General features: G+C 60.8%; 23 protein-coding genes. 17 read left to right on the plus strand and 6 right to left on the minus strand.

Features of this window, described 5'->3' with window-relative positions; all coding sequences use genetic code 11:
• The first annotated feature begins 76 nt into the window (after nt 1–76).
• Together G505_RS0106220 and G505_RS0106225 are read left to right on the plus strand one after the other, a co-directional pair.
• Nucleotides 77–1,024, plus strand: a complete 948-nt coding sequence (locus tag G505_RS0106220) for an IS1595 family transposase (RefSeq protein WP_028107711.1) — start codon at nt 77–79, stop codon at nt 1,022–1,024.
• A gap of 137 nt (nt 1,025–1,161) precedes the next feature.
• Nucleotides 1,162–1,812 (plus strand): MBL fold metallo-hydrolase, encoded by a 651-nt coding sequence (locus G505_RS0106225; protein WP_157509076.1) that lies wholly within the window; start codon nt 1,162–1,164, stop codon nt 1,810–1,812.
• 20 nt (nt 1,813–1,832) lie between these two features.
• On the opposite strand, the gene G505_RS23000 is transcribed toward G505_RS0106225, so the two are convergent.
• The 5 genes from G505_RS23000 to G505_RS0106260 all read right to left on the minus strand — a co-directional run bounded on the left by G505_RS23000 (nt 1,833) and on the right by G505_RS0106260 (nt 9,838).
• The gene (locus G505_RS23000; RefSeq protein WP_157509077.1) at nt 1,833–1,994 is read right to left on the minus strand and encodes a hypothetical protein; all 162 of its coding nucleotides are present in this window, start codon (nt 1,992–1,994) and stop codon (nt 1,833–1,835) included.
• Between the two features lie 197 nt (nt 1,995–2,191).
• Nucleotides 2,192–4,147, minus strand: a complete 1,956-nt coding sequence (locus G505_RS0106240) for an MtrB/PioB family decaheme-associated outer membrane protein (RefSeq protein ID WP_028108792.1) — start codon at nt 4,145–4,147, stop codon at nt 2,192–2,194.
• A gap of 12 nt (nt 4,148–4,159) precedes the next feature.
• Complete coding sequence (locus G505_RS0106245; protein WP_028108793.1) at nt 4,160–5,092, minus strand: DmsE family decaheme c-type cytochrome; 933 nt, start codon at nt 5,090–5,092, stop codon at nt 4,160–4,162.
• A gap of 65 nt (nt 5,093–5,157) precedes the next feature.
• Nucleotides 5,158–7,152 (minus strand): OmcA/MtrC family decaheme c-type cytochrome, encoded by a 1,995-nt coding sequence (locus tag G505_RS0106250; RefSeq protein ID WP_028108794.1) that lies wholly within the window; start codon nt 7,150–7,152, stop codon nt 5,158–5,160.
• Between the two features lie 448 nt (nt 7,153–7,600).
• A complete protein-coding gene (locus G505_RS0106260; RefSeq protein ID WP_028108795.1) occupies nt 7,601–9,838 on the minus strand; it encodes a multiheme c-type cytochrome in 2,238 nt (745 codons plus the stop codon).
• A 451-nt stretch (nt 9,839–10,289) separates the two neighbouring features.
• Here G505_RS0106260 and G505_RS0106265 point away from each other — a divergent pair, with 451 nt between their 5' ends.
• The 15 genes from G505_RS0106265 (at nt 10,290) to G505_RS0106335 (ending at nt 23,975) form a co-directional block, all read left to right on the plus strand.
• Nucleotides 10,290–10,862, plus strand: coding sequence for a NapC/NirT family cytochrome c (locus tag G505_RS0106265; RefSeq protein WP_028108796.1), 573 nt, complete (start codon nt 10,290–10,292; stop codon nt 10,860–10,862).
• 175 nt (nt 10,863–11,037) lie between these two features.
• A complete protein-coding gene (gene hypA, locus G505_RS0106270) occupies nt 11,038–11,376 on the plus strand; it encodes a hydrogenase maturation nickel metallochaperone HypA (protein WP_028108797.1) in 339 nt (112 codons plus the stop codon).
• Between the two features lie 14 nt (nt 11,377–11,390).
• Nucleotides 11,391–11,966 carry a 4Fe-4S dicluster domain-containing protein gene (locus G505_RS0106275; RefSeq protein WP_028108798.1) on the plus strand — a complete coding sequence of 192 codons (576 nt, stop codon included), beginning with the start codon at nt 11,391–11,393 and terminating at the stop codon, nt 11,964–11,966.
• Nucleotides 11,966–13,876 (plus strand): anaerobic carbon-monoxide dehydrogenase catalytic subunit, encoded by a 1,911-nt coding sequence (gene cooS / locus G505_RS0106280; RefSeq protein WP_028108799.1) that lies wholly within the window; start codon nt 11,966–11,968, stop codon nt 13,874–13,876. The genes G505_RS0106275 and cooS overlap by 1 nt, the downstream gene beginning before the upstream one ends.
• A gap of 43 nt (nt 13,877–13,919) precedes the next feature.
• A complete protein-coding gene (locus G505_RS0106285) occupies nt 13,920–14,696 on the plus strand; it encodes an ATP-binding protein (RefSeq protein ID WP_028108800.1) in 777 nt (258 codons plus the stop codon).
• Nucleotides 14,689–14,886, plus strand: coding sequence for a CooT family nickel-binding protein (locus G505_RS0106290; protein WP_028108801.1), 198 nt, complete (start codon nt 14,689–14,691; stop codon nt 14,884–14,886). The genes G505_RS0106285 and G505_RS0106290 overlap by 8 nt, the downstream gene beginning before the upstream one ends.
• The gene (locus tag G505_RS0106295) at nt 14,883–15,137 is read left to right on the plus strand and encodes a DUF8180 domain-containing protein (RefSeq protein ID WP_028108802.1); all 255 of its coding nucleotides are present in this window, start codon (nt 14,883–14,885) and stop codon (nt 15,135–15,137) included. Before G505_RS0106290 ends, G505_RS0106295 begins: the two co-directional genes overlap by 4 nt.
• The gene (hypB, locus tag G505_RS20745; protein ID WP_051215937.1) at nt 15,127–15,861 is read left to right on the plus strand and encodes a hydrogenase nickel incorporation protein HypB; all 735 of its coding nucleotides are present in this window, start codon (nt 15,127–15,129) and stop codon (nt 15,859–15,861) included. Before G505_RS0106295 ends, hypB begins: the two co-directional genes overlap by 11 nt.
• A 152-nt stretch (nt 15,862–16,013) precedes the next feature.
• The gene (locus G505_RS0106305; RefSeq protein ID WP_028108803.1) at nt 16,014–19,763 is read left to right on the plus strand and encodes a proton-conducting transporter transmembrane domain-containing protein; all 3,750 of its coding nucleotides are present in this window, start codon (nt 16,014–16,016) and stop codon (nt 19,761–19,763) included.
• Nucleotides 19,760–20,728, plus strand: coding sequence for a respiratory chain complex I subunit 1 family protein (locus G505_RS0106310; protein WP_028108804.1), 969 nt, complete (start codon nt 19,760–19,762; stop codon nt 20,726–20,728). The genes G505_RS0106305 and G505_RS0106310 overlap by 4 nt, the downstream gene beginning before the upstream one ends.
• 2 nt (nt 20,729–20,730) lie before the next feature.
• Nucleotides 20,731–21,171, plus strand: a complete 441-nt coding sequence (locus G505_RS0106315; protein ID WP_028108805.1) for an NADH-quinone oxidoreductase subunit B family protein — start codon at nt 20,731–20,733, stop codon at nt 21,169–21,171.
• Nucleotides 21,168–21,680 carry a 4Fe-4S dicluster domain-containing protein gene (locus G505_RS0106320; protein WP_028108806.1) on the plus strand — a complete coding sequence of 171 codons (513 nt, stop codon included), beginning with the start codon at nt 21,168–21,170 and terminating at the stop codon, nt 21,678–21,680. The genes G505_RS0106315 and G505_RS0106320 overlap by 4 nt, the downstream gene beginning before the upstream one ends.
• Nucleotides 21,677–22,189 carry an NADH-quinone oxidoreductase subunit C gene (locus G505_RS0106325; protein WP_028108807.1) on the plus strand — a complete coding sequence of 171 codons (513 nt, stop codon included), beginning with the start codon at nt 21,677–21,679 and terminating at the stop codon, nt 22,187–22,189. The genes G505_RS0106320 and G505_RS0106325 overlap by 4 nt, the downstream gene beginning before the upstream one ends.
• Nucleotides 22,189–23,271, plus strand: a complete 1,083-nt coding sequence (locus G505_RS0106330) for a hydrogenase large subunit (RefSeq protein WP_028108808.1) — start codon at nt 22,189–22,191, stop codon at nt 23,269–23,271. The genes G505_RS0106325 and G505_RS0106330 overlap by 1 nt, the downstream gene beginning before the upstream one ends.
• Nucleotides 23,272–23,306: 35 nt before the next feature.
• Nucleotides 23,307–23,975: a Crp/Fnr family transcriptional regulator gene (locus tag G505_RS0106335; RefSeq protein WP_028108809.1), complete on the plus strand. Its 669-nt coding sequence runs from the start codon at nt 23,307–23,309 to the stop codon at nt 23,973–23,975.
• A 48-nt stretch (nt 23,976–24,023) separates the two neighbouring features.
• On the opposite strand, the gene G505_RS0106340 is transcribed toward G505_RS0106335, so the two are convergent.
• Nucleotides 24,024–24,626: an acetate uptake transporter gene (locus G505_RS0106340; RefSeq protein ID WP_028108810.1), complete on the minus strand. Its 603-nt coding sequence runs from the start codon at nt 24,624–24,626 to the stop codon at nt 24,024–24,026.
• Between the last annotated feature and the right edge of the window lie 144 nt (nt 24,627–24,770).

A 24,770-nucleotide genomic window follows, 5' to 3' on the forward strand; every position in this document is an offset into this window, starting at 1 on the left:
GGCTTTTTTGGGCTGTGTTTTAGTTAGCTGTTGAAGGCGTATACTTAAGGTACCTCTCCGCTTTGGGAGTTCAGGTATGAAACAGCAGCAATTCACACAGTTGCTTCACCATATTGAGGAGCTGTCGCCAAGCCAGCGCGAACAGCTACTCAATCTTCTTTGCTTTGATGGCGCCTCTGCCAGCGCATTTCTCATAGAGAATCATCCAGATAGTTGTCCCCATTGCCACTCTGTTGAGTTGCGTCCTTGGGGCTCAAGCCACGGTCTTCCTCGATATCGTTGCAAGTCCTGTAGCAAAACCTTCAACCCATTAACTGGCACTCCCTTGGCTCGCTTGCGGAAAAAGGAGCATTGGCTGGCGTATGCTCAGTGTTTGATTGATGGCTTCACCGTCCGGCGCTCTGCAAAAGAGTGCCGAATAAACAAGAACACGGCCTTTCTCTGGCGCCACCGGTTTCTCAAGTTCATTGCCAACAAACAAGCTACCCAAGAGCATGGTATCGTTGAAGCCGATGAAACCTTCTTTCTGAAGTCGAACAAAGGCCAGAAAACGTTAGAGCGACCTGCCCGCGTCCGCGGCGGAGTAAGTAAAACCAAAGGTGGAGGAAGCGAAGACCAGGTTTCTGTTCTCATTGTGCGAGACAGGTCTGGGCAAACTGCGGATTTCATGCTGGAAAGACTTGATGCAAAACATGTCGGTGCCGCCCTGAGTTCGGTGTTATCGATGGATGCTTGTCTATGTACCGACAGGGCATCGGTCTACGCTGCGTACGCGAAAAGAGCGGGAATAAAGCATGAAACGATTAAGGCATCAGGGCCGAGAAAGCGAGGGCCATTCCACATACAGAATGTGAACGCCTACGACAGTCGATTGAAAAGTTGGATGGTGCGATTTCGAGGTGTAGCGACTAAATATCTGCACAACTACTTGGGATGGCACCGAATGCTGGACCGCTACCGGTACCAATTGAATCAAAGGCAGTGTCTTAGCGAAGTTGCTGGGTGGGGTGCAACAGTTACATAAGACACAGCCCTTTTTTGTGCCTTGGGAAAGCGAATTCGCGTTCGGGATCAAAGATCTGTGCTTCCCCTAAGCGTCGTTCCGGCCAAGGGGGGCGTGCCATGGTAGGCTTGCGCCACTGCAAGATTTGAGGTGTGACAATGAAGTATCAGGTGCTACAGGTAAGCTCCTACCGAACCAACTGCTCCCTGCTCTGGTGTCGCCAGACCAACAGGGCGGCCATCATCGATCCCGGCGGCGATGCCGAGCTGTTGCTCAATGCCATCGAAGAGAGGGGGCTCACCCTGGAGCGGGTGCTGCTGACCCACGGTCACATCGATCATGTTGGGGCGGCGTGCGTGTTGGCCGAGCGACTGGGCGTGCCGGTTGAGGGGCCGCATCGGGATGACCAGTTCCTGCTGGACATGTTGCCCGAGGAGGCGCGCACCTATGGCTTTCCCATGGTCGAGGCCTTTGTGCCCGAGCGCTACCTAGAACAGGGGGATCGCATTCAGGTGGGCAGCGTGACCCTGGAGGTGTTGCACACGCCGGGCCACACCCCAGGCCACCTGGTGTTCCATAATCGCGAACAGGGCATCGCCTTTGTTGGCGATCTGATCTTCGCCGGCTCCGTGGGGCGTACCGACTTTGAGGGGGGGAATCACACTGATCTGATTCGCTCCATCACCCAGGTGCTCTGGCCCCTGGGGGAACAGACGGAGTTTGTGCCAGGCCATGGCCCCAACTCCACCATTGCCCGCGAGCGTCGCCTCAATCCCTATGTGGCGGACAGCCGCTTCAAGGGTGAATGACGGAAACGGAAAAACCGGCCTCAGGGCCGGTTTTTTTTCGTCTGCATCTGCCACAGCCTGGGTTGGCGGTCGATGCTGATGATGTCGTACATCAGGTAGGCCAGCAGCGGCAGCCCTGCCAGGAAAGCCAGCTTCACAAACTCCATGGAGGCGGGATTGCCCAGTACAGTCAAGTCGGTCATGGTGTATCTCCTCTTAGGGGGTGAGAAGGTCCACTCCTTGGCCCAGATTAGGACGCCTCAGCGCCAGCCAGGGCAGAATACCGATGGGGCCGGCTTTGCTCAAGAAATCGCCAAAACTATCGGGAGTTGGTTCAGAAGGGGTTCAGAGGCAAAAAAAAGGCCGGTCAGTGACCGGCCTTTCTGATTCAGGGACTGGGTTACAGCTTATAGTTGACGGACAACATCACCATGTGGGCGTTGTAGTCACTGTTGAGATCACCCAGGGTCACCAGATTGGGCAGGGTATCCTGCTCAATGGCGGCGTAGTCCGCGTCCTCGTAGCGCTCGTAGCGGTAGTCCAGCCTCAGGGAGAGGGCAGTGTTCACCGCGTAGGTGCCGTAGAGGTTCAGGTTGTAGCTGGTGGCGAAGTAGCCGTCGTACTCACTGAAGCCTGAGGTGGTGTCGCTGTTGGAGTCGGCGTAGACATAGTCGCCGCCCAGTACCAGCTTCTCTGCCATCAGGCCGCTGTAGGTGAAGCCCAGGCCGAAGTGCTCAAACTCATCCTCAACTTTGGCATCCCAGCTGGCGGGACCGGACACCGAGCCGGACTGCTCGGAGAAGATCCACTGTTTGCCGAAGAACAGGTGAGTGTTGAAACGCTCGGTGTGCTGGAACGCCAGGGTGGCGTCAAAGCCATAATCCTCGGCTTCGGTCAGGCCCACTTCGGACTTGTCGTAGTCATCCAGGGCGTAGTAGCCGCTGAAGTCTACGGTCAAACGGTCCAGAGGGGTGTGGCTGACGCGCAGTTCCACTTCGCTGCGATCCCGGTCCGCCACGTTGTAGCGGCGCATCAGGTCGTTGTTGTCGCCGGTGACGCGGTAGGTGGAACCGTCGCGGCTGGAGAAGCCACCCTTCAGGGCGATGTCCCAGGCGTCGAAGGCGGTCACACGAACACGACCCCAGACGGCATCGTCGGTGGTGTCTTCACGATCCTGGGCGCTGCGGGTTACCTCCTTGCGGTCGTAACCCAGATCCACCCGGTAGCCGCGGGCGATGCGGTAGCTTGCACCCAGCTTGTAGGTGGTGCGATCCACGTCGTAGGCCTGGTACTCGGCGGCGTCGCCGGAGTTGGGATCCAGAGCCAGTTCGGTCACCAGGATGTCAGAGGAGTTGTCACGCTCGCTGTAGTCCACGGAGGCGGTCAGGCGCAGGGCGTTGGTCGCCATGGAGGTCAGCTTCAGGTTGGCATCCAGAGTCTCGATCTTGCCGTCGAAACCGGCGATGCCGTTGTTGACCACCAGCAGGTCCTGATCCTGAGTCATCTCACCAGAGGCGACGCGGCCAGAAACCTGGGTGCGGCCAAAGCTGTAGAAGCCATTGGCCATCACCTGGTAGGCGTCGTTGTCCGGGGCATCCTGATAGGCACCCTGAACCGCGCCAAATTTCAGCACGTCCACCTTGTTGTCGTAACTGGAGGCCAGGTAAGCCAGCTGGGTAAACCACTGCTCACCCTGCAGCTTGACCCCGGCTTCCCAGGTGTCGGTGCTGCTGTCTACCGGCTTGGCGACGTTGGTGGGGGTTCCACCCCAGATGGAGGCTTTCTGGAGGCCGCTCTTATCTTCGCGACGGAAGTTGGCATAGGTCTGCCACATCTCGCCACCGAAGCTCAACTCGGCACCATAGCGCTCGCGCTCGGTTTCCAGAGTCTGCTCCTGCAGATCGCCTGCGACCCAGGTGTTGCCAACGACGGAGTAGTTGGACTGGGCGTGGTCGTTCTTCACGGTCACCAGTTTGCCGTACTCTACCGCCACGTTCCAGGTGTCGCCGTGACCGGCAGCCAGGCGGGCTTCGCCATTGTCCATGCCCAGGTTACGGGCTTCCAGTGAAGCGCCATAGCCGGACTCTGAGGTGTATTTCAGGTCAGAGTTAAAGGCACCGAAGGCGCCGTCTTCTGCCCCGAAGTAGTTGGCAGAGCGCTCGTTCTCACTGTCCACCGCACCGGCGGCGACGCCAACACTGCCCTGAGCACCGTACTCGACGACGCAACGCTTACAGGACCATTTGTCGGTGTTGACCTTGTCCAGGTTGGCTTCCTGGATACTGTAACCACCCGCCATTGCCATGCCGGAAACGCCGGCCAGGGCCAGGGTGATCAGGTTATATCTGAATCTCATGCTTCCCTCTCCTTAGCGCTGCAGCGCTTTGCCGGCAGGGTGGTTAGACCCGTGAATCTGGCTGTGGCAGTTCAAACAGCTTTGACCGGAGGTAAACACGCTGGGCTTACCGTTGATGCTGTTGCCACTGTGAGGGTTGGTGTGACACTGCTGACAGAGCTGAGGAGCACGGTTGGTCAGCATGCCTTCATTAACACTGCCGTGAGGGTTGTGACACAGAGAGCAATCCTCGGTCACAGGAGCGTGCTCCCACAGGAAAGGGCCGCGCTTCTCGGCGTGACACTGGTAGCAGTTGTCGTTGACAGAGACCTGGTTCAGAGCCGCTTCGGACATGGAACCGTGCGGATTGTGACAGTCGGTGCAGCTCATGTCCGCCCACTTCAGTGGGTGAGAGGAGCGCTTGTTCATGTCCGCTTTCTGACGGCTGTGGCAAGCGGTGCAGGTGTCCACTTCGGTATGACGATCCAGGATGGGATCCTTGTCGGTGTGTACCTTGTGGCAGGAGGCGCAGGCGACCTCTTCCAGGTTGTGGGTGGAGGAGTGCCAGGCCATGCGTTCGCCATCCTGGTGACAGGAGAGGCAGACGCTGTTCTGTTTGGCTGCAGGGATGGGGGCGTCGGCACCGAACTGGATCATCGGCTCCTTACCACCTTTGTTGTGTTTGCCCTGGGGACCGTGACAGGCTTCGCACTGCAGGCCGGCCATCGGGCTCTTGCTGCTGTTGGTGCTGCCGTGAACGCCGTCGAAGATCGCCATCACCTGGTCACTCTTCTTGTGGCACATCAGACAGCCGTCGGCGCCCTTCTTGGAGTATTTACCCTCGGCAAACTTGGTGTCCAGGATCTGCTCCACTTCCGCGTCGGGCATCTTGTCCCAGGGCGCGGCGGTTGCACCCAGACCGGTGAGCAGGGCGAGGCCGGCTACCAGGGGGGTTAACCATTTCATCTGTTTCATAACGTATTCCTAACTGTGATCCGAACAGGGGGAGGGCTTGAGCCCTCCCCAACGCCTTAGAACTTGACGTTGCCGTGGTTCACCACTTCGGGAGCGTGGCAGACCAGGCAGTTCTCAGCGGACACGGCCAGCTGGGCATCCGCCTTCTCACCGTTGTATACGCCGTTGCCGAAGGTGCCGCCGGTCATGTGGCTGATGGCGCCCTCATAATCGTGACAGCTGGCGCAGGTGGCGGTGATCGGGGTGCCGTAGCGGGCGTCGGCGGGGTTGAAGCCGCTGCCGCCATCAACGATGCCGGTGTTGATCACGTCCTTCTTCTTGAAGGAGTCCAGGTTGAAGCTGGTGTGGCACTGGGCACAGTCACCAACGATGGCCTTGCCTTTGTGGGTCACGTGCAGCTTCTGCTCGAAGGCGCCCTGGTTGGCGTAGGAGTAGGTGCCTTCAGGGGTGTGGCAGCTTACACAACCGTCCAGGCCTTCAACAAGGTCACCCATGACGAAACCAGGGTGGTGGGTACCTTTGTGAATCTGGAAGTTCTCGTTGTGGCAGCCTTCACACTTGGCGAAGTCCAGGGAGTCGGTGTGACGCATGGAGGCAGCCTCACCGGACTTGGTGACGAAGGCCAGGTTGGCTTTCATACCAGTGAAGTTCTCATCCAGAGAGTGTCCAGTGTCGTCCAGAGGCAGGCCTTCACAGCTGATGATCTGGCCATCTTTGGAGCAGGCGGAGAGACCAACAAAGGTAAAGGCGGTGTCAGCGTCGCCGCTGCCGAACGCCAAGGTTCCGGTGTTGGCAACAATGCTGCCCTCAACAATGGTGGCGCCATTGGCCAGTTCACCCTGTTCAACCGCATTAAAGCCACTCTTCTGGCCGTAGCCCAGAACTGGGAAGTTGGGGCCGATGTTGGTGGTCAGTTCCAGGCGCTCGATGCTGGTCAGCACTTCGGAGGCATCCAGTTTGGTGCCTGCGGAGTCCAGGATGGAGACGGTAACGTTGACGCTGTCGTCTGCAGCCACGTAGCTCATCTGAACATCGGTGCCCCACTGGGCAATCACCTTGGCGGCGTCGTTCCACTCACCCAGGTGGGCGTCGATGGTGCCGGCCACTACGCCGGTGCCTTCTGCGGTATGGCAGGTGGCACAGGTGGAGCTGTCAGGCTGCTCGGTGATGTGAGCATTATTGGTGTGGCAGCTGGAGCAGGTCTCTTTGGTGGGGACCATGGACCAGTTGCCCCATTCGGTCAGGGCCAGGTCGGCCTCTGGCTCGGAGGTCAGGTGACAGACGTTACAGGCGGCGCGGTCGGTGGGGTATTCACCGGCTTCGGCGGCAACCTGGTGCACATCGTGAACCAGAACGGTCAGGCTGCGGCTGGTGCGGCCACCGTCTGCCTTCATGCCGTCGTGGCAGGTGGCACAGGTCTGTGGATTGGTGTAGCTGTGCTTAATCGCCATGCCTTCGCCGTGACAGGTGGCACAGGAGTCGATGGCTACGATGTTGCGGGTGTAGTCGGCGGCGGCGCCGGCTGCATTGTAATCAAAGGCCACTTCCGCTTGGGGAACTGTAGTGGTGCCGTCTACCAGAGTGCCGGCAGGAACGATCACGTTCAGGCGGCGAGTAAAGTCAGGATCCAGCTGAGCCTTTTCCAGGGCGGAGAAGGTGACGCTGTAGTAGCCGTTCTTCTCGTCGACGATCTCGGCAGCACCGTACTTGCTGTCGTGACCGGCAACCTGCCACATGGTGCTGTCACCAACGGTCTTGTGACCGGCGGGCAGCAGCTGAGCTACGTTGATCTTCATGCCCTGCAGACCGACAACGGACTCATCCTCTTCGTTGGTGGCCAGCACCTTGAAGACAGGAAGGCCATTGTCGAAGCTGACTTCGGTAACGGACAGGTTCAGTTGGTTGACTTCGGTGGCTGGCTCACCGCCGGGACGACCGGGGTTGCCATCATTGCCATCATTACCGTCGGAGCCGCCACAGGCGGACAGCGCTGCACTGACTACCGCTGCGGTAGCCATCAGGCGCCAGTTGGGGGTTTTCATCATCATCATTATCATTTCCCTGCTTTTGGAGATGGTTTTTTGTTAACCACCTTACCAAGTGACGCTTACTGCCTTGATTAAGATTCAGTTGTGCGCCTATTCAATGCAATTTATATCAACTTCCTCTCATAAATACTGTGACTTGCATCAGCGATTTACATTGCTCTACCCAGAAAGGAGTAAGTGAAAAATTTCACTTAGGCAATAACTTAGTTGCAAAAAAGGGAAATGTGAACGGCGTTTACAGCCGGTTCAGTCGGGGTTCAGCGAAAAGCCTGGGCAGGTCTGCTTTTAAGTCTGAAAAACCGAGTTTAAAGAGCGGCATTCCCAATAAAATTTGGTCAATCTTTCCCTTTTTGTCGATCTTTACAGACATTTTGAAACAATTTCGCCCGGCAGAAATTGACCGCAAAAAAAAAGCGGCCCAGGGGGCCGCTTCAACGTTAGGGTCTATGCCTTAGTGGCTGGAGCTCCAGTTGGCGTGAGCTTCCAGGACCTGGCTGTCGCTGTGACAGGTAGAGCAGGTCTCTTCAACCTGAGCTGGGTAGCTGCTGGATGGCACGCCGATGGTATTGATGTCACCGTCGTGGTCAATCACGCCGCCCATCGCCTTGATGTGAGCCACGGTGGAGTCGCTCAGGCCGTATGGAGGCAGGTGACAGCTCACGCAGGCCGCGGTCTGCGGCGACACCAGCAGTTGCTCGTTGGTGGCCGGGTCGAAGCGGCCGCCGTCGGTGGTTCCGAACGCTACTGGTGCAGCACTGGCGGGGATCAGGCTCAGGGAGAAGCCGGAGTCACCGTGACAGGTGGCACAGTCGGTCTTCTTGAAGAAGCCGCCGATGTAGTGCTTGCTGTGTACGATGTATGCCAGGTTGGAGGACCCGGTGCCCTTCTTGTCACGAGTGCCGTTGTGACAGGTGGCGCAGCCATCCATGTCGTTGGTGTAACGGTGCTTGATGGCGGTGGTGTGACAATCCTGACAGGCGGTCATCTCGGCATGCTGGATGCGCGGGGTGTCGGCCACGGCAGCGCCGTCCTGCTGGAAGTAGAAGGTGTCGCTCACCAGGTAGGGCGCTTCCTGTCCGTCCAGGTTGCCTTCCGCGTCGACCACACAGTCTTCACGCTTGCCCTTGCTGCCGAAGCAGACGTGGATCTGGCTGCTCAGGGCGATGGTGGCGCCGGCGTCGACCAGTTCTTTCACTGCAAAGTCCGCATCGCTGATGACTGACTGGATGCGACCGTCACCCAACTGAGTGAAGGTATCGAATCCGACCTTCTGGTAGTTCACCAGGAAGTCGTCACCCAGTACGCCGTTCAGCACGATGGCGCTGGTAAAGCCGCCGTACTTGTAGGGGCGCGGATCGATCTGGCTCAGAGGCACCATATCCTCACCATCCATGATCTTGAAGATGGTGGTAATGGAGGAGCCGTCGACGGCCACGGTCATGGAGTCAAAGCTTACCTTCAACTCGGTAGAGCGGGCGTTGGCGTTGGCGTCGTAGTGGGCCGCTTCGGCGCCACGGGCACCCTGACCATGACAGGAGACACAGTTCTGGTAGTTTTCACCGATCTGGCTGTTTTCCGCGTCCCAGTGCCAGCTGGGCACGCCGTACTGGCTGTCGTGACAGTTCAGACAGGTGGCGGTGTCCTTGTCGGCGGTCCAGGCATCCGCATTGGCCACAGCTTCATCAGCCTGGTGACAGGTCTGACAGTTGGCGGCGTTCTGAGGATAGAGGCCATCGTCGGCGAAGAAGGAGTGGCTGTGGAACTCGTGGGCGATGCCCTTGATGGAGCCATCGTGCTTGCCGATGACATTGCCGTCATCGTCTTTGGTCTGGTACTCGTTGAACTCCACGTGACAGAAGGTACAGGAGTCCATCAGGGTGTGTTTGCCCGGGTGGTGCATGTTACCCAGGTTGCCGTCATGACCGGGGCGGTGACAGCTTTCACAGGTCTCATTGGCAATCACGTGCTTGGGACGTTCTGCTACTGTGTCGGCGCTGGGCAGCCAGTAGTAGAAGCCGGCAGTGTTGAGATAGTCACCATTAGGCAGGTGGATCTCGCTGGCGTCGTCGTTACGTACCTTGATGGCCATGTAGACACCATGGGTGACGTCGGTCTTGACGCTGTAGAGATCGTTGGTGTTGATGGCCACCTCGTAGGCGGAGCCGTCGGGCTTGGTGCCCTTGGTCACCAGGGTGTAGGTACCGTCGTTGTTGTCGGTCAGACAGTCGGTACAGTTCACATCACCACGATAGGAGAGTCCGGAGAAGTAACCGGACCCTGCGAACAGGGTTTCGCCGTCAAACTCACCCTTGGTCTTGGTGTAGTAGCTCAGCCACACATCGCGGGGCTCGCCCTCGATGTCGGTGGATCCGATCTCATCTTCGTTACCGATACGGCCCAGAGAGACACCGGCGATATCGATATCTTTCAAGCCGTAGAGGGCGACTCCGTTGGCGTCAGCCAAGGAGAAGTTAAGGGTCAGAATGCCGGCATCATCAAAGCTGGCACCTGTGATAGTGCTTACAACAGCGGAGGCGGAGGAGACAGGTTTGCCGACGGGGCCGGGCTGACCATCTTCACCATTGGATCCATCGGAACCGTCGCTGCCGCAACCACTCAGGGCTACGGCACCCAGGCCAGCAAAGGCCATGGCGCGCCATAGGGCGTTGGGTTTCATCATCATCATCATTACTTTTTCCCTGCAATGTTTAGGTTGTTCATGCATATACCTAAATTTGGGTATGCATAATGAACACCACGAAGATACCCCAGACTTCCAGTTACCCGTCGTGATCAACGTCAACAATTGCAAAAGTTTAAACTTGATATTGCAAAAACAGTGAGTGCAGTTCAGTTCGCCGTCAGTAATGTTAAAAAATACTGACATTGAACCCGACTCATTCAACATTAGGTACTGATTTGAAAAAGATAAAGCCTAGGTCTGGTTTCGGTCGTGCCGAGCAGTTGGCGGCCGGTCCAAAAGATGACCGGGATCTCAGGCTGTGAGGCGAACGCTATTCCAGGTGGTTATTCTGTGATTTCGGTCATTATGTTGCATTTTTACCCTCATTAAAATCGCCTCACACAGATTTTGTCTTGCCGCTTCCCTTTGACGCGGCTTGTTTTTTTGAGGATGAGAGATGAACAACAACCAACAAGAATCCGGTTGGTCCAAACTGTGGAAGCAGCCTAAATCCAAATGGTTACTGGGTATTCCCCTGGGTGCCTTCCTGGCGGTGGCCGTCGGCGCCGTCGGAACCGTGGGTTTCAATACCGTTTTGCACGCCACCAGCAGTGACGCCTTCTGCGTGAACTGTCACGTGCCCTCCTTTGCCGCCGAAGAGGTGGCGATGAGTAAGCACGGCACCAGTGCCTCAGGCATGGTGGTCAACTGCGCCGATTGCCACGTCTCCAAGGAGTTCGTGCCTAAGATGATCCGCAAGATCTCCGCCATGAAGGAGGTTTACCTGGAGCTTAAGGGGGAGATCACCACCAAGGATGAGTTCCTCGCCTACAAGAAAGATGGTGCCGCCCGCATCATCGCCGAGATGAAAGCCAACGATTCTCGTGAGTGTCGCACCTGCCACGATGTAGAGCGGATGAACTTCGGCAAACAGAAGAAGGTCGCCGCCAAGATGCACCAGAAGATGGACAAGATGGGCAAGACCTGCATCGATTGCCATAAGTACAAGGTGGCCCACAAGAAGCCTTAACCCCTGGTATTACCGCACTAAAGCGCCGGCATCCGCCGGCGCTTTTTTTTGCCTGCGGCCTGCGCAGGCTCCCACTTTTTCCCTCCCCAACGCCATCTGTCATCCAGCCGACAGTAATCCCCTTTCCCCTGGGGTTTCATGCCTGTGAACCCAACGTTGTTCAGGAGACACGGCAATGCATGAAGCGGCTTTAACCCAAGGGCTGGTGAAGATACTGCTGAGCCGAACTTCAGAGCTTGGGGTGGGCTCGGTCAGCCGGGTCACCCTCAAGGTGGGTCGATTAAAGGCGGTGGAACCCCACTCTTTGCGTTTCTGCTTCGAGATGTTTGTCAGGGACACGGTACTGGAGGGGGCGGAACTGGTGATCGACACCGTGGAGGCCCGGGCCACCTGCCTCGAGTGTTCTGAGTCGTTCGAGGTGCGGCGGTTCTGTTTCCGCTGCCCCGGCTGTGACAGTGCGTCACTGCAACTGACTCAGGGCGAGGAGCTGTTCATTGAGAGCTTTGAGATCTGAAGAAGGCGAAAGCTATGAGAGAAACGGAAAACGTCATCATCTATGCCGACGCAGAGCGCTGCCTGGGTTGTCATAGCTGTGAGCTTGCCTGTGCGGTGGCCCACGGTGGCGGGAGTCTGCTGGAGGCGGTGCGCGAGCGCAAGCCTCTCCATTCCCGCACCAAGGTGGTGGTCAGCGACGAGGTGATGATGCCGATGCAGTGTCGTCAATGTGAAAACGCCCCCTGCACCATGGTGTGTCCCACCGGCGCCTGTCGTCAGCAGGATGGTCAGGTACAGATCACCGAGGAGAGCTGTGTCGGCTGCAAGCTGTGCGTCATGGTCTGTCCTTTCGGTGCCATCACGGTGCGTCGCGACGGTCATCGGCAGGCCGACGGCAGCAACAATCAGGGAGTGGCACTCAAGTGCGATCTCTGCCGTGACTGGCGGGCAGAGACCGGCAAGAGTGACCCCGCCTGTGTCGAAGCCTGTCCCACCAAGGCGATCCGTCTGGTGGAGATGAAAGCCTACCGGGCGGCGCTGATCCAGGCCCGTGCCAAAGAGCTGGCCCAATCCCAGAAACACATGACCCTGACACTGAGGAAACCCTGATGGAAATTAAAGTGAAATCTGTAGATCAGGCGGTTGCCGCCCTCTGCCCCGTGGCCGAGCGAGAGGGGATCGCCACCGTATTCGACCGCCATCAGGCGCAGCAGCCTCAGTGTGGCTTTGGCTCTCTGGGTCTGTGTTGCCGGGTGTGCTGGAAGGGGCCCTGCCGCATCGATCCCTTCGGTGACGGACCCAGCGAGGGGATCTGCGGCGCCAACCGCGACACCATCGCCGCCCGCAACGTGGTGCGGATGATGGCCGCCGGTGCCGCCGCTCACTCAGAGCACGGCCGTCATATCGCCCTGGCGATGCAGCGGGTCGGTAAGGGGGAGTTGCCCGCCTACTCCATCCGCGACCCTAAGAAACTGGACGCCCTGGCCCAGCGGCTGGGCATCGACACCACCGGTCGCGACACCCTCTCCCTGGCCCACGAAGTGGCCACCCTGACCCTGGAGGATTATCAGAACCAGGATCACCACACCCCATGTCGCTGGATCCGAGCCAGCCTGCCACCCAAGCGGCTGCAGAAGCTGGAGTCCCTGCACGCATTGCCCCACAACATCGATGCCACCGTGGCCCAGATCATGGCCCGCACCCACATCGGTTGCGACGCCGACCCCACCAACCTGTTCCTGGGCGGGGTAAAAGGCGCCCTGGCGGACTTCAACGGCATGACCCTGGCCACCGAGCTCTCCGACGCCATGTTCGGCACGCCCTCTCCGGTGGTGACCGAAGCCAACATCGGTGTGATCGACGCCTCCGCAGTCAACATCGCCGTCAACGGTCACAACCCCCTGCTCAGTGAGGTGATCTGCGAGATGGCCGACGAGCTGAACCAGGAAGCGATCGCCGCCGGTGCCCCCCAGGGGATCAACATCGTCGGCATCTGCTGCACCGGCAACGAGGTGATGATGCGCCACGGTGTGCCTTTGGCCACCAATTACCTCAGCCAGGAGATGGCGATCCTCACCGGCGCCCTGGACGCCATGGTGGTGGACGTGCAGTGCATCATGCCGTCATTGCCCCAGGTGGGCGACTGTTTCCACACCGAGGTGATCACCACCATGGGGGACAACAAGATGCAGGGGGCCCGCCATGTGCCCTTCCGCGAGGAGGACGCCAGAGAGAACGCCTCCCAGGTGATTCGTCTGGCCATCGACGCCTTCCGTCGCCGGGATCCGAAGAAGATCAACATTCCGAACATCAAGCGTACCGCCGTGGTGGGCTTCTCTGCCGAGGCGGTGGTGGAGGCGCTTGCCAAGGTGGACGCCGAGGATCCACTCAAGCCGCTGCTGGACAACCTTACCAACGGCAATATCCAGGGGATCGCCCTGTTCGCCGGTTGCAACAACACCCAGAGCGTTCAGGACGACAGCTACCAGAAAATTGCCAAGAAGCTGGCCGCCAACAACGTGCTGCTGCTGGCTACAGGCTGCGGCGCCGGCGCCTTTGCCAAAAACGGCCTGATGAACCAGCAGGCCACCGAAACCTACGCCGGAGACGGCCTCAAGGCAGTGTTAACCGCCATCGGCGAAGCCGCCGGTCTGGGCGGGCCTCTGCCCCTGGTGCTGCACATGGGCTCCTGTGTGGACAACAGCCGTGCCGTCACCCTGGCCACCGCCCTGGCGAAACGCCTGGATCTGGACCTGAGCGATCTGCCTCTGGTGGCCTCGGCGCCGGAAGCGATGTCGGAGAAGGCGGTGGCCATCGCCTCCTGGTCGGTGGCTCTGGGGCTGCCGACTCATCTGGGCACCATGCCCCAGGTGACCGGCTCTCAGGTGGTCACCGATCTCATGACCCAGGGCGCCGAGCAGCTGTTTGGTGGCTACTTCTTGGTAGAGACCGACCCGGACGCCGCCGGTGACAAGCTGGTGGAGGTGATCCGCCGTAAGCGCGCCGCACTGGGACTGTAATCCGAGATAGGGGGAGGCGTGCCTCCCCCTAAGGAGAGAAGCGATGAAAATTGCCATAACGGGCAAAGGTGGGGTGGGGAAGACCACCCTGGCGGGCCTACTGGCCAGGGGCCTGGCCAGGCAGGGGATCAAGGTATTGGCGGTGGACGCCGACCCGGACGCCAACCTGGCCGGGGCCATCGGCCTCCCGGCGGAACGGGCGGCCGAACTGGTGCCCTTTTCCCAGATGAAATCCCTGGCCAAGGAGCGAACCGGTGCCAACGGCAGCGGCCTGTTCAAGCTCAACCCGTCGGTGGCGGATCTGCCGGAGCGTTTTGCCCTGGAGCATCAGGGGGTGAAGCTGCTGAAGATGGGCAGTGTCGAGCAGGCTGGCGGCGGCTGCGTCTGTCCGGAGCACACCCTGCTGCGCGCTTTGATGCGCCAGTTGCTGGTGAAGGGCGACGAGTGGGTGGTGATGGACATGGAGGCGGGCATCGAACACCTGGGGCGGGGCACCGCCGAGGCGGTGGACATGCTGTTGGTGGTGGTGGAGCCGGGTCAGCGCAGCCTGCAGACCGCAGAGCAGGCGGAAACCCTGGCCAGGGAGCTGGGCATTGCCCGGGTGGCCTTCGTGGCGGGCAAGGTCCAGGGCGAGGAGGATCTGGCCTTTATCCGCCAGCGGCTGGGGCCCGGGCGCAAGCTGCTGGGTCACCTCAGCTGGAGCGAGGCCCTGCGCGCCGCCGACCGCCAGGGATTGGCCCCTTTCGATTGCCAGGGCCCCTTTGTGGCCCAGGCCGCCGCCATCCAATCTCAACTGCAACAGGAGCTGATCCATGTGTAACTTCACCGCCCGAATCAAACACGCCCATGGTTGGGAGGAGGTCTCCCAGGTAAGCCGGGTGGAGGTGATTCCCCCTGGCCTCAGCCTGGAGACCCTGTTTGACGCCCCCAGGACACTGGCGGGCTACCGCATCACCCTGCTGGACATGATGCAGGGTCAGATTCACTTAGAGCCGGTGGAGGCCCCATGAACCCGCAGCAACAACAACTTATTCAGCGCATCCGCACCCTGTTGCCCCACTGGGAGGAGCACAACCAGGCCCACATCAGTGAGATGGAGCGCTGGCGAGAGCAGCTGATTCGCCTCGAGTTGGCGGAACTGGCGGACTCTCTGTTGGAGGTGGTGGAGCAGATGCGCTGCACTGGCGAAGCCCTGAACCGCACCCTGGCGCGGGTGCCTCAACATACCGACCAACATCGAGGAGGTAGCCATGTGCAATAACTGCGGCTGTAACCTGACACCGGGCAATCAACACCTGGTGGAACCCGGCGGCCACCTGCATCAGCCCGGCGATGCGGTGCAGCTTCTCACCGGCCTGCTGGATGAGAACGATCATCAGGCGGCCCATAACCGGGAGCACCTGCAGCGCCACAACATCCTGGCCATCAATCTGATGTCCTCCCCGGGTAGCGGCAAGACCCGGCTGTTGGAGGAGACCCTGGAACGGCTCAAGGCGCTGGGGATTCGCGCCGGGGTGATAGAGGGGGATCTGGAAACGGAGAACGACGCCCGGCGCATCGCCGCCAAAGGGGTGCCTGTGGTGCAGATCACCACCGGGATGGCCTGTCACCTGGATGCCCACATGGTGCACGACGCCCTGCACAGCCTGCCCCTGGATGAGCTGGATCTGCTGTTTATCGAAAACGTCGGCAACCTGGTGTGCCCGGCGGGGTTTGATCTGGGGCAGCACCTCAACCTGGTGCTGCTGTCGGTCACCGAAGGGGAGGATAAACCGGCCAAGTACCCGGTGATGTTCCGGGCGGCGGATCTGGTGCTGATCACCAAGCTGGACCTGCTGGCCCATTTCGATGATTTCAGCCTTCAGGGGGCCGAGCACTACCTGAAGACCCTGGGGCTGGAGGAGCAGACCCTGCCCATCTCCGCCAAAAGCGGCGAAGGGATGGCCGCCTGGCTGAGCTGGCTGCAGCAGCGGCTGACACCCTGAACCGGGGCGCAGAGGCGCCCCTTTTTTTCACCCAAAGAGTGATGGGCGCAACGTTTTCTGAATTGGGGTCGCCCCCTGTCAGCCCGCTGACAGAAGGGGGGGCCGCCCGGGCCTAGAGTGGGCCTGACAACGACAACAAGATGAGGATGACCATGGGAGAGTTTTCCATTCTGGCCTGGCTGGGTGCCGGGCTGCTGTTGCTCGGGGAGCTGTGGGCCCTGCGCAACCGAGCCAGCCTTGGCAGGCTGCTGCTCTACGCCACCGCCGCCGAGCTGGGCTACCTGATCATGGGCCTGGGGCTGGGCGAGCCCTTGGCGCAGACTGGCGCCTGGTTCCATCTGGCCCTGCAGGCGGTGATGCGACTGCTGGTGATCCTGGCGGCATGGCGGCTGATCCGCGCCGCCGGCAGCGACCGCCTGGACCGGGTGGCTGAGGTGGCGCCCCAGATGCCACTGAGCCGGCTGATGTTCGGCTTTGGGCTGTTCTCGGTGATGGGGCTCTCCCCCTTCAAGGGGGCTTTCAGCAAATTCATCATCCTGTACGCCGCCGTGGACCAGGGGCACTGGGCTCTGGCGGTGACCGCCACCCTGGCGGGGATAGTGGCGGCCATCTACACGCTGACGGTGATCCACAAAATCTGTTTCGGTGCGCCGGCCAGCCGTCCGGTGCTGAGCGAGGCGGGGCAGGGGGCGGCCAGTTTGTTGCTGATGCTGCTGGCGGCCCTGACTACGGTAGGGCTCAGCCTGGATCCCGAGCCGTTGCTGCACTGGGTGGGGGCCCTCAATGGCCTGACTGAGGGCCATGGCATGCCCAGGTTCGAGTCCCCCTGGCAGGCTCTGGTGCTGCTGCCCTACCTGAGTGGCTTCGGGGTGTTCCTGCTGGGGCACTTCAGCCCCAGATTGCGGGATCTGATGGTGCAGGCGGTGGCCGCCGTCACCCTGGTGATGGCCTGGCAGCTGCCCATGGCCGATGGCCTCTCCTGGCTGTTCGCCGTGATCATCGCCCTGGTGATGCTGGTGGTCTGCGTCTACTCCGGCCCCTATATGCGCAAAGACCCCAGGGCCAACCTCTACTACTTCTTCCTGCTGCTGATGCTCGGTTCCCTGCTGGGGGTGGTCACCGCAACGGATCTGGGTAACTTCTACCTGTTCTGGGAGCTGATGACCTGGACCTCCTATCTGCTGGTGATCCACCCCCGCACACCCAAGGCTCTGCGGGCGGGACGTAAGTACTTTCTGATGTGCGCCGGCGGCGCCTACATCATGCATTTCGGCATCCTGCTGCTGCACGCCAATCTGGGCAGTTTCGAATTTGCCCATCTTGCTGCGGCGGCCGGGCAGCTGCCCACCGGGGACGCTCTGGTGATCCTCGCCTGCTTCCTGGTAGGACTTGGGGTCAAGGCCGGGCTGTGGCCCGTCCATGGCTGGCTGCCGGATGCCCACCCTGTGGCGCCCTCCTCCATCTCCGCACCCATGTCAGCCATCCTCACCAAGGTGGGCCTGTACGGCATCCTGAAGCTGCTGTTTCTGGTGTTCGGGTCCGCCGCCCTATCGCGGTTGACGGGGGAGGGGGCCCTCTCCATCCCGCTGGTGATCACCCTGCTCGGCGCGGTGACCTTGATCTACGGCGAACTGGCGGCCCTGCGCGAGCCGGATCTCAAGCGGATGCTGGCGTTCTCCACCCTGGCCCAGGTGGGGGAGATCACCGCGGTACTGGGGCTGGGTAGCTATCTGGCCCTGGCCGCAGGCCTGGCCCATCTGGTGAATCACGCCATCTTCAAAAGCCTGCTGTTTCTCTGTGCCGGCTCCATCATCTACCGCTACGGCAGTAAGACCCTGACCGAGCTGGCTGGCGCCGGACGACGGATGCCCATCACCGGCGTCTGTCTGGCCACCGGTTTGCTGGCGATCATGGGGCTTCCGCCATTCAGCGGTTTCTTCTCCAAGTACCTGATGATCTTTGCCGCCGTCGACCAGGGCAACCTGGTGCTGCCGGTGGTGATCCTGGTGGGCAGCCTGATAGGCGCTGTCTACTACCTGCGCATCTTCCGGGTGCTGTTCTTCACCCCGGCTCAGGGGCAGGCGACGGAAGCCCCTGTGGGGATGCTGTTGCCGCAACTGCTGCTGGCGGCTCTGGTGCTGGCGGCGGGGCTGTTTCCCAACGCGGTGCTGGGCCTGGTTCAGCCGGTGGTGGCACAGCTCTCCCCTGCGGGGGGCGAGCTTCCCTCTCTGGCACTGGAGTGGTCCTGGGCGGCCCTGGTGGCCTGCATCGGTGCCCCGACGGTGTATCTGCTGGGCAAGCGGGTGCCCGCCCTGGCGGTGCCTGTTGCCCTGACGGTGATGGCGCTGTCTCTGATGCTGGTGCTGCAGCAATCCCAGCAGTTTGACCCGCTCTCCTGGTGGTTCGCCCTGCTGATCGCCGCCGTGGGACTGCTGAGCCTGGCCTACTCCAAGGGCTACATGGCCCACGGTCACAGCCTGCCCAGGTTCCTGATGTTCTTCCTGCTGATGATTGGCGGCCTGCTGGGGATCTGTGCCAGCCGCGATCTGTTCAACTTCTTCCTGTTCTGGGAGGTGATGAGCAGCTGGGCCCTGTACTTCGCCATCGTTCATGAGGAGAGCGACGATGCCCTGGACGAGGGGTTCAAGTACCTGATGTTCAATCTGGCCGGGGCCAGCTGCCTGTTCCTGGGAACAGTGATGCTGGCGGCCCCCTCAGGCGAGCTGGCGTTCGAGGGCCTGGGGCAGAGGCTGGAGGCGATGCCCCAGGCCTGGAGCGCATCGGCGCTGGTGCTGGTGCTGGCGGGGCTGCTGATGAAGGCTGCCCAGCTGCCACTGCGCATCGATGTACAGATGCACCCACCGACGGCGCCCACGCCGGTCAGTGGCTACATCTCGGCGGTTCTGCTGAAAAGCGGCCCCTTCGGCATGCTGAAATTCTTTGCAGCCATCGGCATCACCACCCTGGCGGCCCGCTTCGGCGAGGTTCAGGGGTTGCCCTGGCCCGCCTTCCTGGTGGCCCTGGTGGCGGTGTTGACCCTGCTGGGGGCCGGGGCGATGGCGATGATCCAGACCGGCATCAAGCGGCTGCTGATCTACAGCACCGTCAGCCAGCTGGCCTATGTGCTGCTGGGCCTGGCACTGTTGACTCCCCTGGGTGTCAGCGCCGGCCTGCTGCATTTTGTGAACCACATGCTGCTGAAGAACCTGCTGTTTATGGGTGCCGGGGTGATTCTGGCCCAGGCGCACCTGCACAGCCTGGATGACCTGGGCGGGCTGGGACGACAGATGCCACTGACCTTCGGCCTGTTCCTGTTCGCCGGGCTTTCCCTGGCGGGGATACCGCCGCTCAATGGCTTTGCTTCCAAGTGGCTTATCTACCAGGCCAGCCTGCAATCCGGCCACTACCTGTTTGCCCTGGCCACCCTGATGTCCAGCCTGTTCACCCTGGCGGCGGTGCTCAAGTTTGCCCATGTGGCCTTCCTCGGACGGCCTTCACCCAGACTGAGCCACCTGACCGACGCCCCGACCTCCATGGCCTGGCCCATGGTGCTGACCGCCGTTGCCTGTTTGGGGCTGGGTCTGTTCCCCGGCCTGGCGCTGGTGCCCATCGCCGTCATCGTCACCTCCCTGGGGATGACTGCCCCAGAGGTGAGCCTGTGGGGGCCGCTGCCCGGTGGCTGGTCCTCCTGGCTGCTGACCCTGACTCTGCTGCTGCCGGCTTTGGCCTGCTGGGGGTTCTACCGCCTCAGTGCACCCCAGCGAGTGGCGATTCACCATCACGCCTGTGGGGTGGACGACCTGAGTGATGCCGACAGCCACATGGGCGCCGCCGCCCTTTACGAGTCCCCGAAGGCGCTGCTGCGCGTTCTGGCCAGCCCTTTTAAACGGAGAGAATCATGAATCAATTTGAGTCCCTGCTGATCCCCATCTGGGTGATGGTGGTGGCGCTGTCTGGCCTGGCCATTGGACTGCTGGCCAAGGGGGCGGACCGCATCCTGCTGGCCCGGTTGCAGCGGCGCATAGGACCTCCGCTGCTGCAGCCCTTTTTTGACGTCGCCAAGTTGATGCGTAAGCACTCCATGGTGCCCGAGGGCAGTTTTGCCGCCCTGTTCCTCTACCTGCCTGCCGCCGGCGTCTGCGCCATGGCGGTGGCCCTGGCGCTGGTGCCTGTGCCCGGCTGGTATCAGCCGCCAGCCGCGCTGGGGGACATGTTGGTGCTGCTCTACCTGCTGGCGGTGCCTGCGGTGGTGATCATGCTCAGCGGCTCGGTCTCCGGTTCCACCTTCGGTGCCATCGGCTTCTCACGGGAGATGAGCATGATGCTGGCCTACGAGGGGCCGCTGTTGCTGGTGCTGCTGAGTGTGGCCATCCACGTCGGCGTTGCCCAGGGTGGGGTCATCTGCCTCAGCCTGACCGAGATCATCGCCTGGCAGCAGGTCAACGGCAGCCTGGTGACCAACCCCTGGCTGTGGCCGGCGCTGCTGGCGTTTCTCAGTGTCATCCCCGCCAACCTCGGGGTGCCGCCTTTCGATGTGCCTGAGGCGGAGTCTGAACTGCTCGAGGGGCCGCTGCTGGAGTACTCCGGGCCGGCCCTGGCGATGTTCAAGCTGATGTCCACCCTCAAGTCCGTGGTGGTGTTCAGTCTGGCGGTGGTGCTGTTCTGGCCCGGTGCCCTGAGCGGCATCGCCGCCCTGGCCGCCCACCTGCTCAAGTGCCTGGTGCTGTTCCTGCTGGCCAGGGCCCTGCTTCGGGCCTCGGTGGGGCGAATGCGCATCGACCAGGCGTTCCTGTTCTATTTCAAGTGGCCCGAGCTGCTCGGTGTACTGAGTCTGGCTCTGGTGCTGCTCGGCTCTCTAAGGGGGTAATCATGGCTCTGTTTTCCAACGTGGCGGCCCGCTCGCCCTGGCTGTACCGGATCAATGCCGGCTCCTGCAACGGCTGTGATGTGGAGCTGGCGACCACCGCCTGCATCCCCAGGTTCGATGTGGAGCGCCTCGGCTGCCAGTACTGCGGCAGTCCCAAGCACGCGGACATCGTGCTGATCACCGGGCCCCTCACCGCCCGGGTCAAAGAGAAGGTGCTCAGGGTGTATCAGGAGATCCCCGATCCCAAGGTGACGGTGGCAGTGGGGATCTGCCCCATCAGTGGCGGGGTGTTTCGCGACAGCTACGCCATCGAGGGACCCATCGACCGTTACTTCGATGTGGACGTGAACATCCCCGGCTGTCCACCCCGGCCCCAGGCGATCCTCGAGGGGGTGGCCCAGGCCATTGAGATCTGGAAACAGCGGCTGCAGGAGGCGTCATGAAGATACTGAAACTGCTTTGGCAGAACCTCAAGAAGGGGCCCTCTACCGATCCCTTCCCCTTCGGTGACACCTTTACCCCGAAAGGGCTGCGCGGACGCATCCGTTTCGACGCCAGCCGCTGCAGTGCCTGTCGCATGTGCGAACACGTCTGTGCCGGTGGGGCGATTCGTTTCGAGGAGACCGAGGAGGGCACCACCTTTACCGTCTGGCATAACAGCTGCACCTTCTGCGGCCTGTGCCAGCACTACTGCATTCCCGGGGCGATTCGGCTGACCGAGGACTGGCATCTGGCTCACCCTCAGTCGCAGAAATACACCATGGTGGAGCACGACCTGATCCCCCTTCTGCCCTGTGGCGAGTGCGGCAGGAAGATCACCCGGACCACCACCAGCCTGCTGGGGCGGGCCTACGCCGGCAGCAACGGGGATATCCGCACCCTGGCCACACTCTGCCCGGACTGCCGCCGCGCGCGCTCCGCCCAACAGCTCACCAAAGGAGAGATGCTATGAACCCGATGTTTCAACGCTTCGCCGCCAGCCTGGGGAATACCCTGGCGCAGCCGGCGTCCTGGAACCAGACCACGGACGCCAAAGGGGTCAGCGTTGCCTGGGCCAGGCTGGAGCAGGCGGAGCAGTTGCTGCCTTTCGCCCGGCTGGTGAAGGTGCTGGGGGGGCGGCTGAGCACCATCACTGCCTACCAGGTAGTGCCCAACCTGGAGATCGCCTATCACTTCGACCTGGACGGCTCTACGGTGACCGCCACCGTGGTGCTGCCGGATCAGGGAGCAGTGATCCCCTCAATGACGCCGGTGTTCCTCAACGCCGACTGGAACGAGCGGGAGTTTGTGGAGCTGTACGACATTGAGGTGACCGGGCACCCCAATCCACGGCGGCTGTTTATCGATGAGAGCATCGACCCCGCCGTATTGCAGCGTTTTATTCCCTATTCGGATCTGGTGAACGCCGCCAGCACCAAGTCCCTGTGGGAGAAGATCATGAACAGTCGAGGAGAGATCTGATGAGTGGATACAAAGTCCCGGTGGGGCCGCTGCACGTGGCCCTGGAGGAGCCCATGTACTTCAAGGTGGAGGTGGAGGGGGAGACCATCCGTGACCTGGAGATCACCGCCGGCCATGTCCACCGGGGCCTGGAGTATCTGGCGGTCAAACGCAACTTCTACCAGAACATTACCCTGACCGAGCGGCTCTGCTCCCTGTGCTCCAACAGCCACCCCACCACCTACTGCATGGCACTGGAGTCTCTGGCGGGCATCGAGGTGCCGCTGCGGGGCCAGTATCTGAGGGTGATCGCCGACGAGGTGAAGCGGGTGGCGTCCAACCTGTTCAACGTGGGGATCATGGCCCACATCATCGGCTTTGACTCGCTGTTCATGCATGTGCTGGAGACCCGGGAGGTGATGCAGGACGTCAAGGAGACCATCTACGGCAACCGCATGGACCTGGGGGCCAACTGCATCGGCGGCGTCAAGTACGACGTGGATGCCGGGCAAACCCAATGGTTGTTGCAGCAGATCGGCAGGCTGGTGCCGGCGGTGGAGGAGATTCGCGATCTCTACGGATCCAACCATTTCGTGTTGTCGCGCACTCAGGGGGTGGGACTGCTCACCCTGGAGGATGTGCAGCGTCATGGCCTGGTGGGGCCGGTGGCCAGGGGCTCGGGACTGGCGTACGATGTTCGTGTCCAGGCGCCCTATGCGGTCTACGATCAGCTGGATATCGAAATCCAGACCCGCACGGGGGGGGACGTCTGGTCCCGGGCCATGGTACGCCTGGATGAGGTGCTGGTGGCCCTGGACCTGATTCGTCAGTGCCTGGAACGGATGCCTGCCGGGCCCACCGCCATCAGTGGATTGCCGGTGATCCCAGCAGGAGAGGCGATCGCCAAGAGCGAAGCCCCCAGGGGGGAGCTGATCTACTACCTCAAGACCGACGGTTCAGACCGGCCCGAGCGGCTGAAATGGCGGGTGCCGAGCTACCCGAACTGGGATGCCCTCAACACCATGATGACCGGCGAGAAGGTGGGGGATGTCCCGCTGATGGTCAACAGCATCGACCCCTGTATCTCCTGTACGGAAAGATAGCCGGGGATCTCAACCCTATACAGAGGAAGGGCCGGATGTACTCCAAGATGAAACTGTCCCGGTTCAATATGATTGAGCTGCTGAAAAAGCCCAAATATGAGGGGTTTCTTTCGGGTTTTCATTGTCGTCAGCTGGCGCGGGGTCGCCTGCTGGATCAGGCCTGCCACGAGGAAAGTGAGGTGTTTGTGCTGGTGTCCGGCCGGCTTCGGCTGTATCTCTCCTACGAAGGCAGGGAGTTCACCCTCTCCTTCCTGGAGCCGGGAGACATCTTCAGCACCCACAGCCGGATGCTGATTCAGGCGGCCCGGGAGAGCACCATACTGGCCATCAGTGTTTCTCGCTTTCGCCAGGAAGTGGTGCGTTTTCCGGAAGTCTCTCTGGTGATGACCGGCATCCTGGGGCAGGTGTTGGCCGGGACTCTCGACGTGATTGAGGGGATCATCTTCCACGATGTGCAGTATCGGCTGGTGGAATTCCTGCTGGCTCTGGCGAAGGAGCGGGGCAGGGACACCCATGAGGGGGTCCTGTTTGAGTGTGACCTCAATATGGAGGAGATCTCCCTGCTTATCGGCACCACCCGTCAGACCGCCTCATCACTGCTCAACAATCTGATTAAGGAGGGGATGCTGGAACGCCGCAGCCGTCGTGAATTTGTGATACCGGATACGGAGGCCATGGAGACCCTGCTCAGTCAGCAGCCATAAACAGAAAAAGCCGCCCATGGGGCGGCTTTTTTTACGTCGGGGCCAATGTTAGGCCAGGGCGGCACGACCGACGGACGCACGGCTTTTCCAGTCGCCGATGGGCAGCACGGTGCGGCCAAATTCGGCATTGATGATGGTGGCCATGGCCAGGTAGAAGGCGGCGCCACCACAGACGATTCCTTCGTAGCCGGCGATGGTGCCGATCAGGGCACTGCCGGTGAAGTCACGGGCAGCCAGCAGGAAGAACAGGACGGTCAGAGAACCGAAGATAAACTGCTTAACCCGGGGGTAGTTGGCCAGGGTTCCGATGAACATGAAGCCGGTAAACAGGCCCCACAGGCTCAGATACCAGCCCATGAAGTGGTGAGGGCTGGCCGCAACACCCACATCCATATTAGGCAACATGATCAGGGCAACCAGGGTCAGCCAGAAGGAGCCATAAGCGGTGAAGGCGGTGGTACCAAAGGTATTGCCGTTCCGGTACTCCATGATGCCGGCGATGATCTGGGCGATGCCGCCAAAGAAGATACCCATACCCAGAATCATGCCATCGATGGGGAAGAACCCGGCGTTGTGGATGTTCAGCAGTATGGTGGTCATGCCGAATCCCATCAGACCCAGTGGCGCGGGATTTGCGTGAGCGCGGTTCATAATTTCACCTAATTTTTGTTAATAAGATGTAGAGTAAACGATTGAAAACGCGGGGATTATTGATCGGGTTGCTGTGGCGCTAATGTGAACGGAATCACATTCAGGTCAGTAAATTCAGGGGATTAGAAAAACTTTGAACCCCAT

This window comes from Ferrimonas futtsuensis DSM 18154 (assembly GCF_000422645.1).
GTDB classification, from domain to species: Bacteria; Pseudomonadota; Gammaproteobacteria; order Enterobacterales; family Shewanellaceae; genus Ferrimonas; species Ferrimonas futtsuensis.

Bases quoted from the DNA above. Each gene is read 5' to 3' on its own strand.
- hypA (WP_028108797.1), top strand. From the start codon at position 11,038: ATGCATGAAGCGGCTTTAACCCAAGGGCTGGTGAAGATACTGCTGAGC.
- G505_RS0106320 (WP_028108806.1), top strand. From the start codon at position 21,168: ATGAAGATACTGAAACTGCTTTGGCAGAACCTCAAGAAGGGGCCCTCT.
- G505_RS0106225 (WP_157509076.1), top strand. From the start codon at position 1,162: ATGAAGTATCAGGTGCTACAGGTAAGCTCCTACCGAACCAACTGCTCC.
- G505_RS0106340 (WP_028108810.1), bottom strand. From the start codon at position 24,626: ATGAACCGCGCTCACGCAAATCCCGCGCCACTGGGTCTGATGGGATTC.
- G505_RS0106265 (WP_028108796.1), top strand. From the start codon at position 10,290: ATGAACAACAACCAACAAGAATCCGGTTGGTCCAAACTGTGGAAGCAG.
- G505_RS0106275 (WP_028108798.1), top strand. From the start codon at position 11,391: ATGAGAGAAACGGAAAACGTCATCATCTATGCCGACGCAGAGCGCTGC.
- G505_RS0106325 (WP_028108807.1), top strand. From the start codon at position 21,677: ATGAACCCGATGTTTCAACGCTTCGCCGCCAGCCTGGGGAATACCCTG.
- G505_RS0106330 (WP_028108808.1), top strand. From the start codon at position 22,189: ATGAGTGGATACAAAGTCCCGGTGGGGCCGCTGCACGTGGCCCTGGAG.
- G505_RS0106285 (WP_028108800.1), top strand. From the start codon at position 13,920: ATGAAAATTGCCATAACGGGCAAAGGTGGGGTGGGGAAGACCACCCTG.
- G505_RS0106250 (WP_028108794.1), bottom strand. From the start codon at position 7,152: ATGATGATGATGAAAACCCCCAACTGGCGCCTGATGGCTACCGCAGCG.
- G505_RS0106315 (WP_028108805.1), top strand. From the start codon at position 20,731: ATGGCTCTGTTTTCCAACGTGGCGGCCCGCTCGCCCTGGCTGTACCGG.
- G505_RS23000 (WP_157509077.1), bottom strand. From the start codon at position 1,994: ATGACCGACTTGACTGTACTGGGCAATCCCGCCTCCATGGAGTTTGTG.
- G505_RS0106240 (WP_028108792.1), bottom strand. From the start codon at position 4,147: ATGAGATTCAGATATAACCTGATCACCCTGGCCCTGGCCGGCGTTTCC.
- G505_RS0106245 (WP_028108793.1), bottom strand. From the start codon at position 5,092: ATGAAATGGTTAACCCCCCTGGTAGCCGGCCTCGCCCTGCTCACCGGT.
- G505_RS0106310 (WP_028108804.1), top strand. From the start codon at position 19,760: ATGAATCAATTTGAGTCCCTGCTGATCCCCATCTGGGTGATGGTGGTG.
- G505_RS0106305 (WP_028108803.1), top strand. From the start codon at position 16,014: ATGGGAGAGTTTTCCATTCTGGCCTGGCTGGGTGCCGGGCTGCTGTTG.
- hypB (WP_051215937.1), top strand. From the start codon at position 15,127: ATGTGCAATAACTGCGGCTGTAACCTGACACCGGGCAATCAACACCTG.
- G505_RS0106260 (WP_028108795.1), bottom strand. From the start codon at position 9,838: ATGATGATGATGATGAAACCCAACGCCCTATGGCGCGCCATGGCCTTT.
- cooS (WP_028108799.1), top strand. From the start codon at position 11,966: ATGGAAATTAAAGTGAAATCTGTAGATCAGGCGGTTGCCGCCCTCTGC.
- G505_RS0106295 (WP_028108802.1), top strand. From the start codon at position 14,883: ATGAACCCGCAGCAACAACAACTTATTCAGCGCATCCGCACCCTGTTG.
- G505_RS0106220 (WP_028107711.1), top strand. From the start codon at position 77: ATGAAACAGCAGCAATTCACACAGTTGCTTCACCATATTGAGGAGCTG.
- G505_RS0106290 (WP_028108801.1), top strand. From the start codon at position 14,689: ATGTGTAACTTCACCGCCCGAATCAAACACGCCCATGGTTGGGAGGAG.
- G505_RS0106335 (WP_028108809.1), top strand. From the start codon at position 23,307: ATGTACTCCAAGATGAAACTGTCCCGGTTCAATATGATTGAGCTGCTG.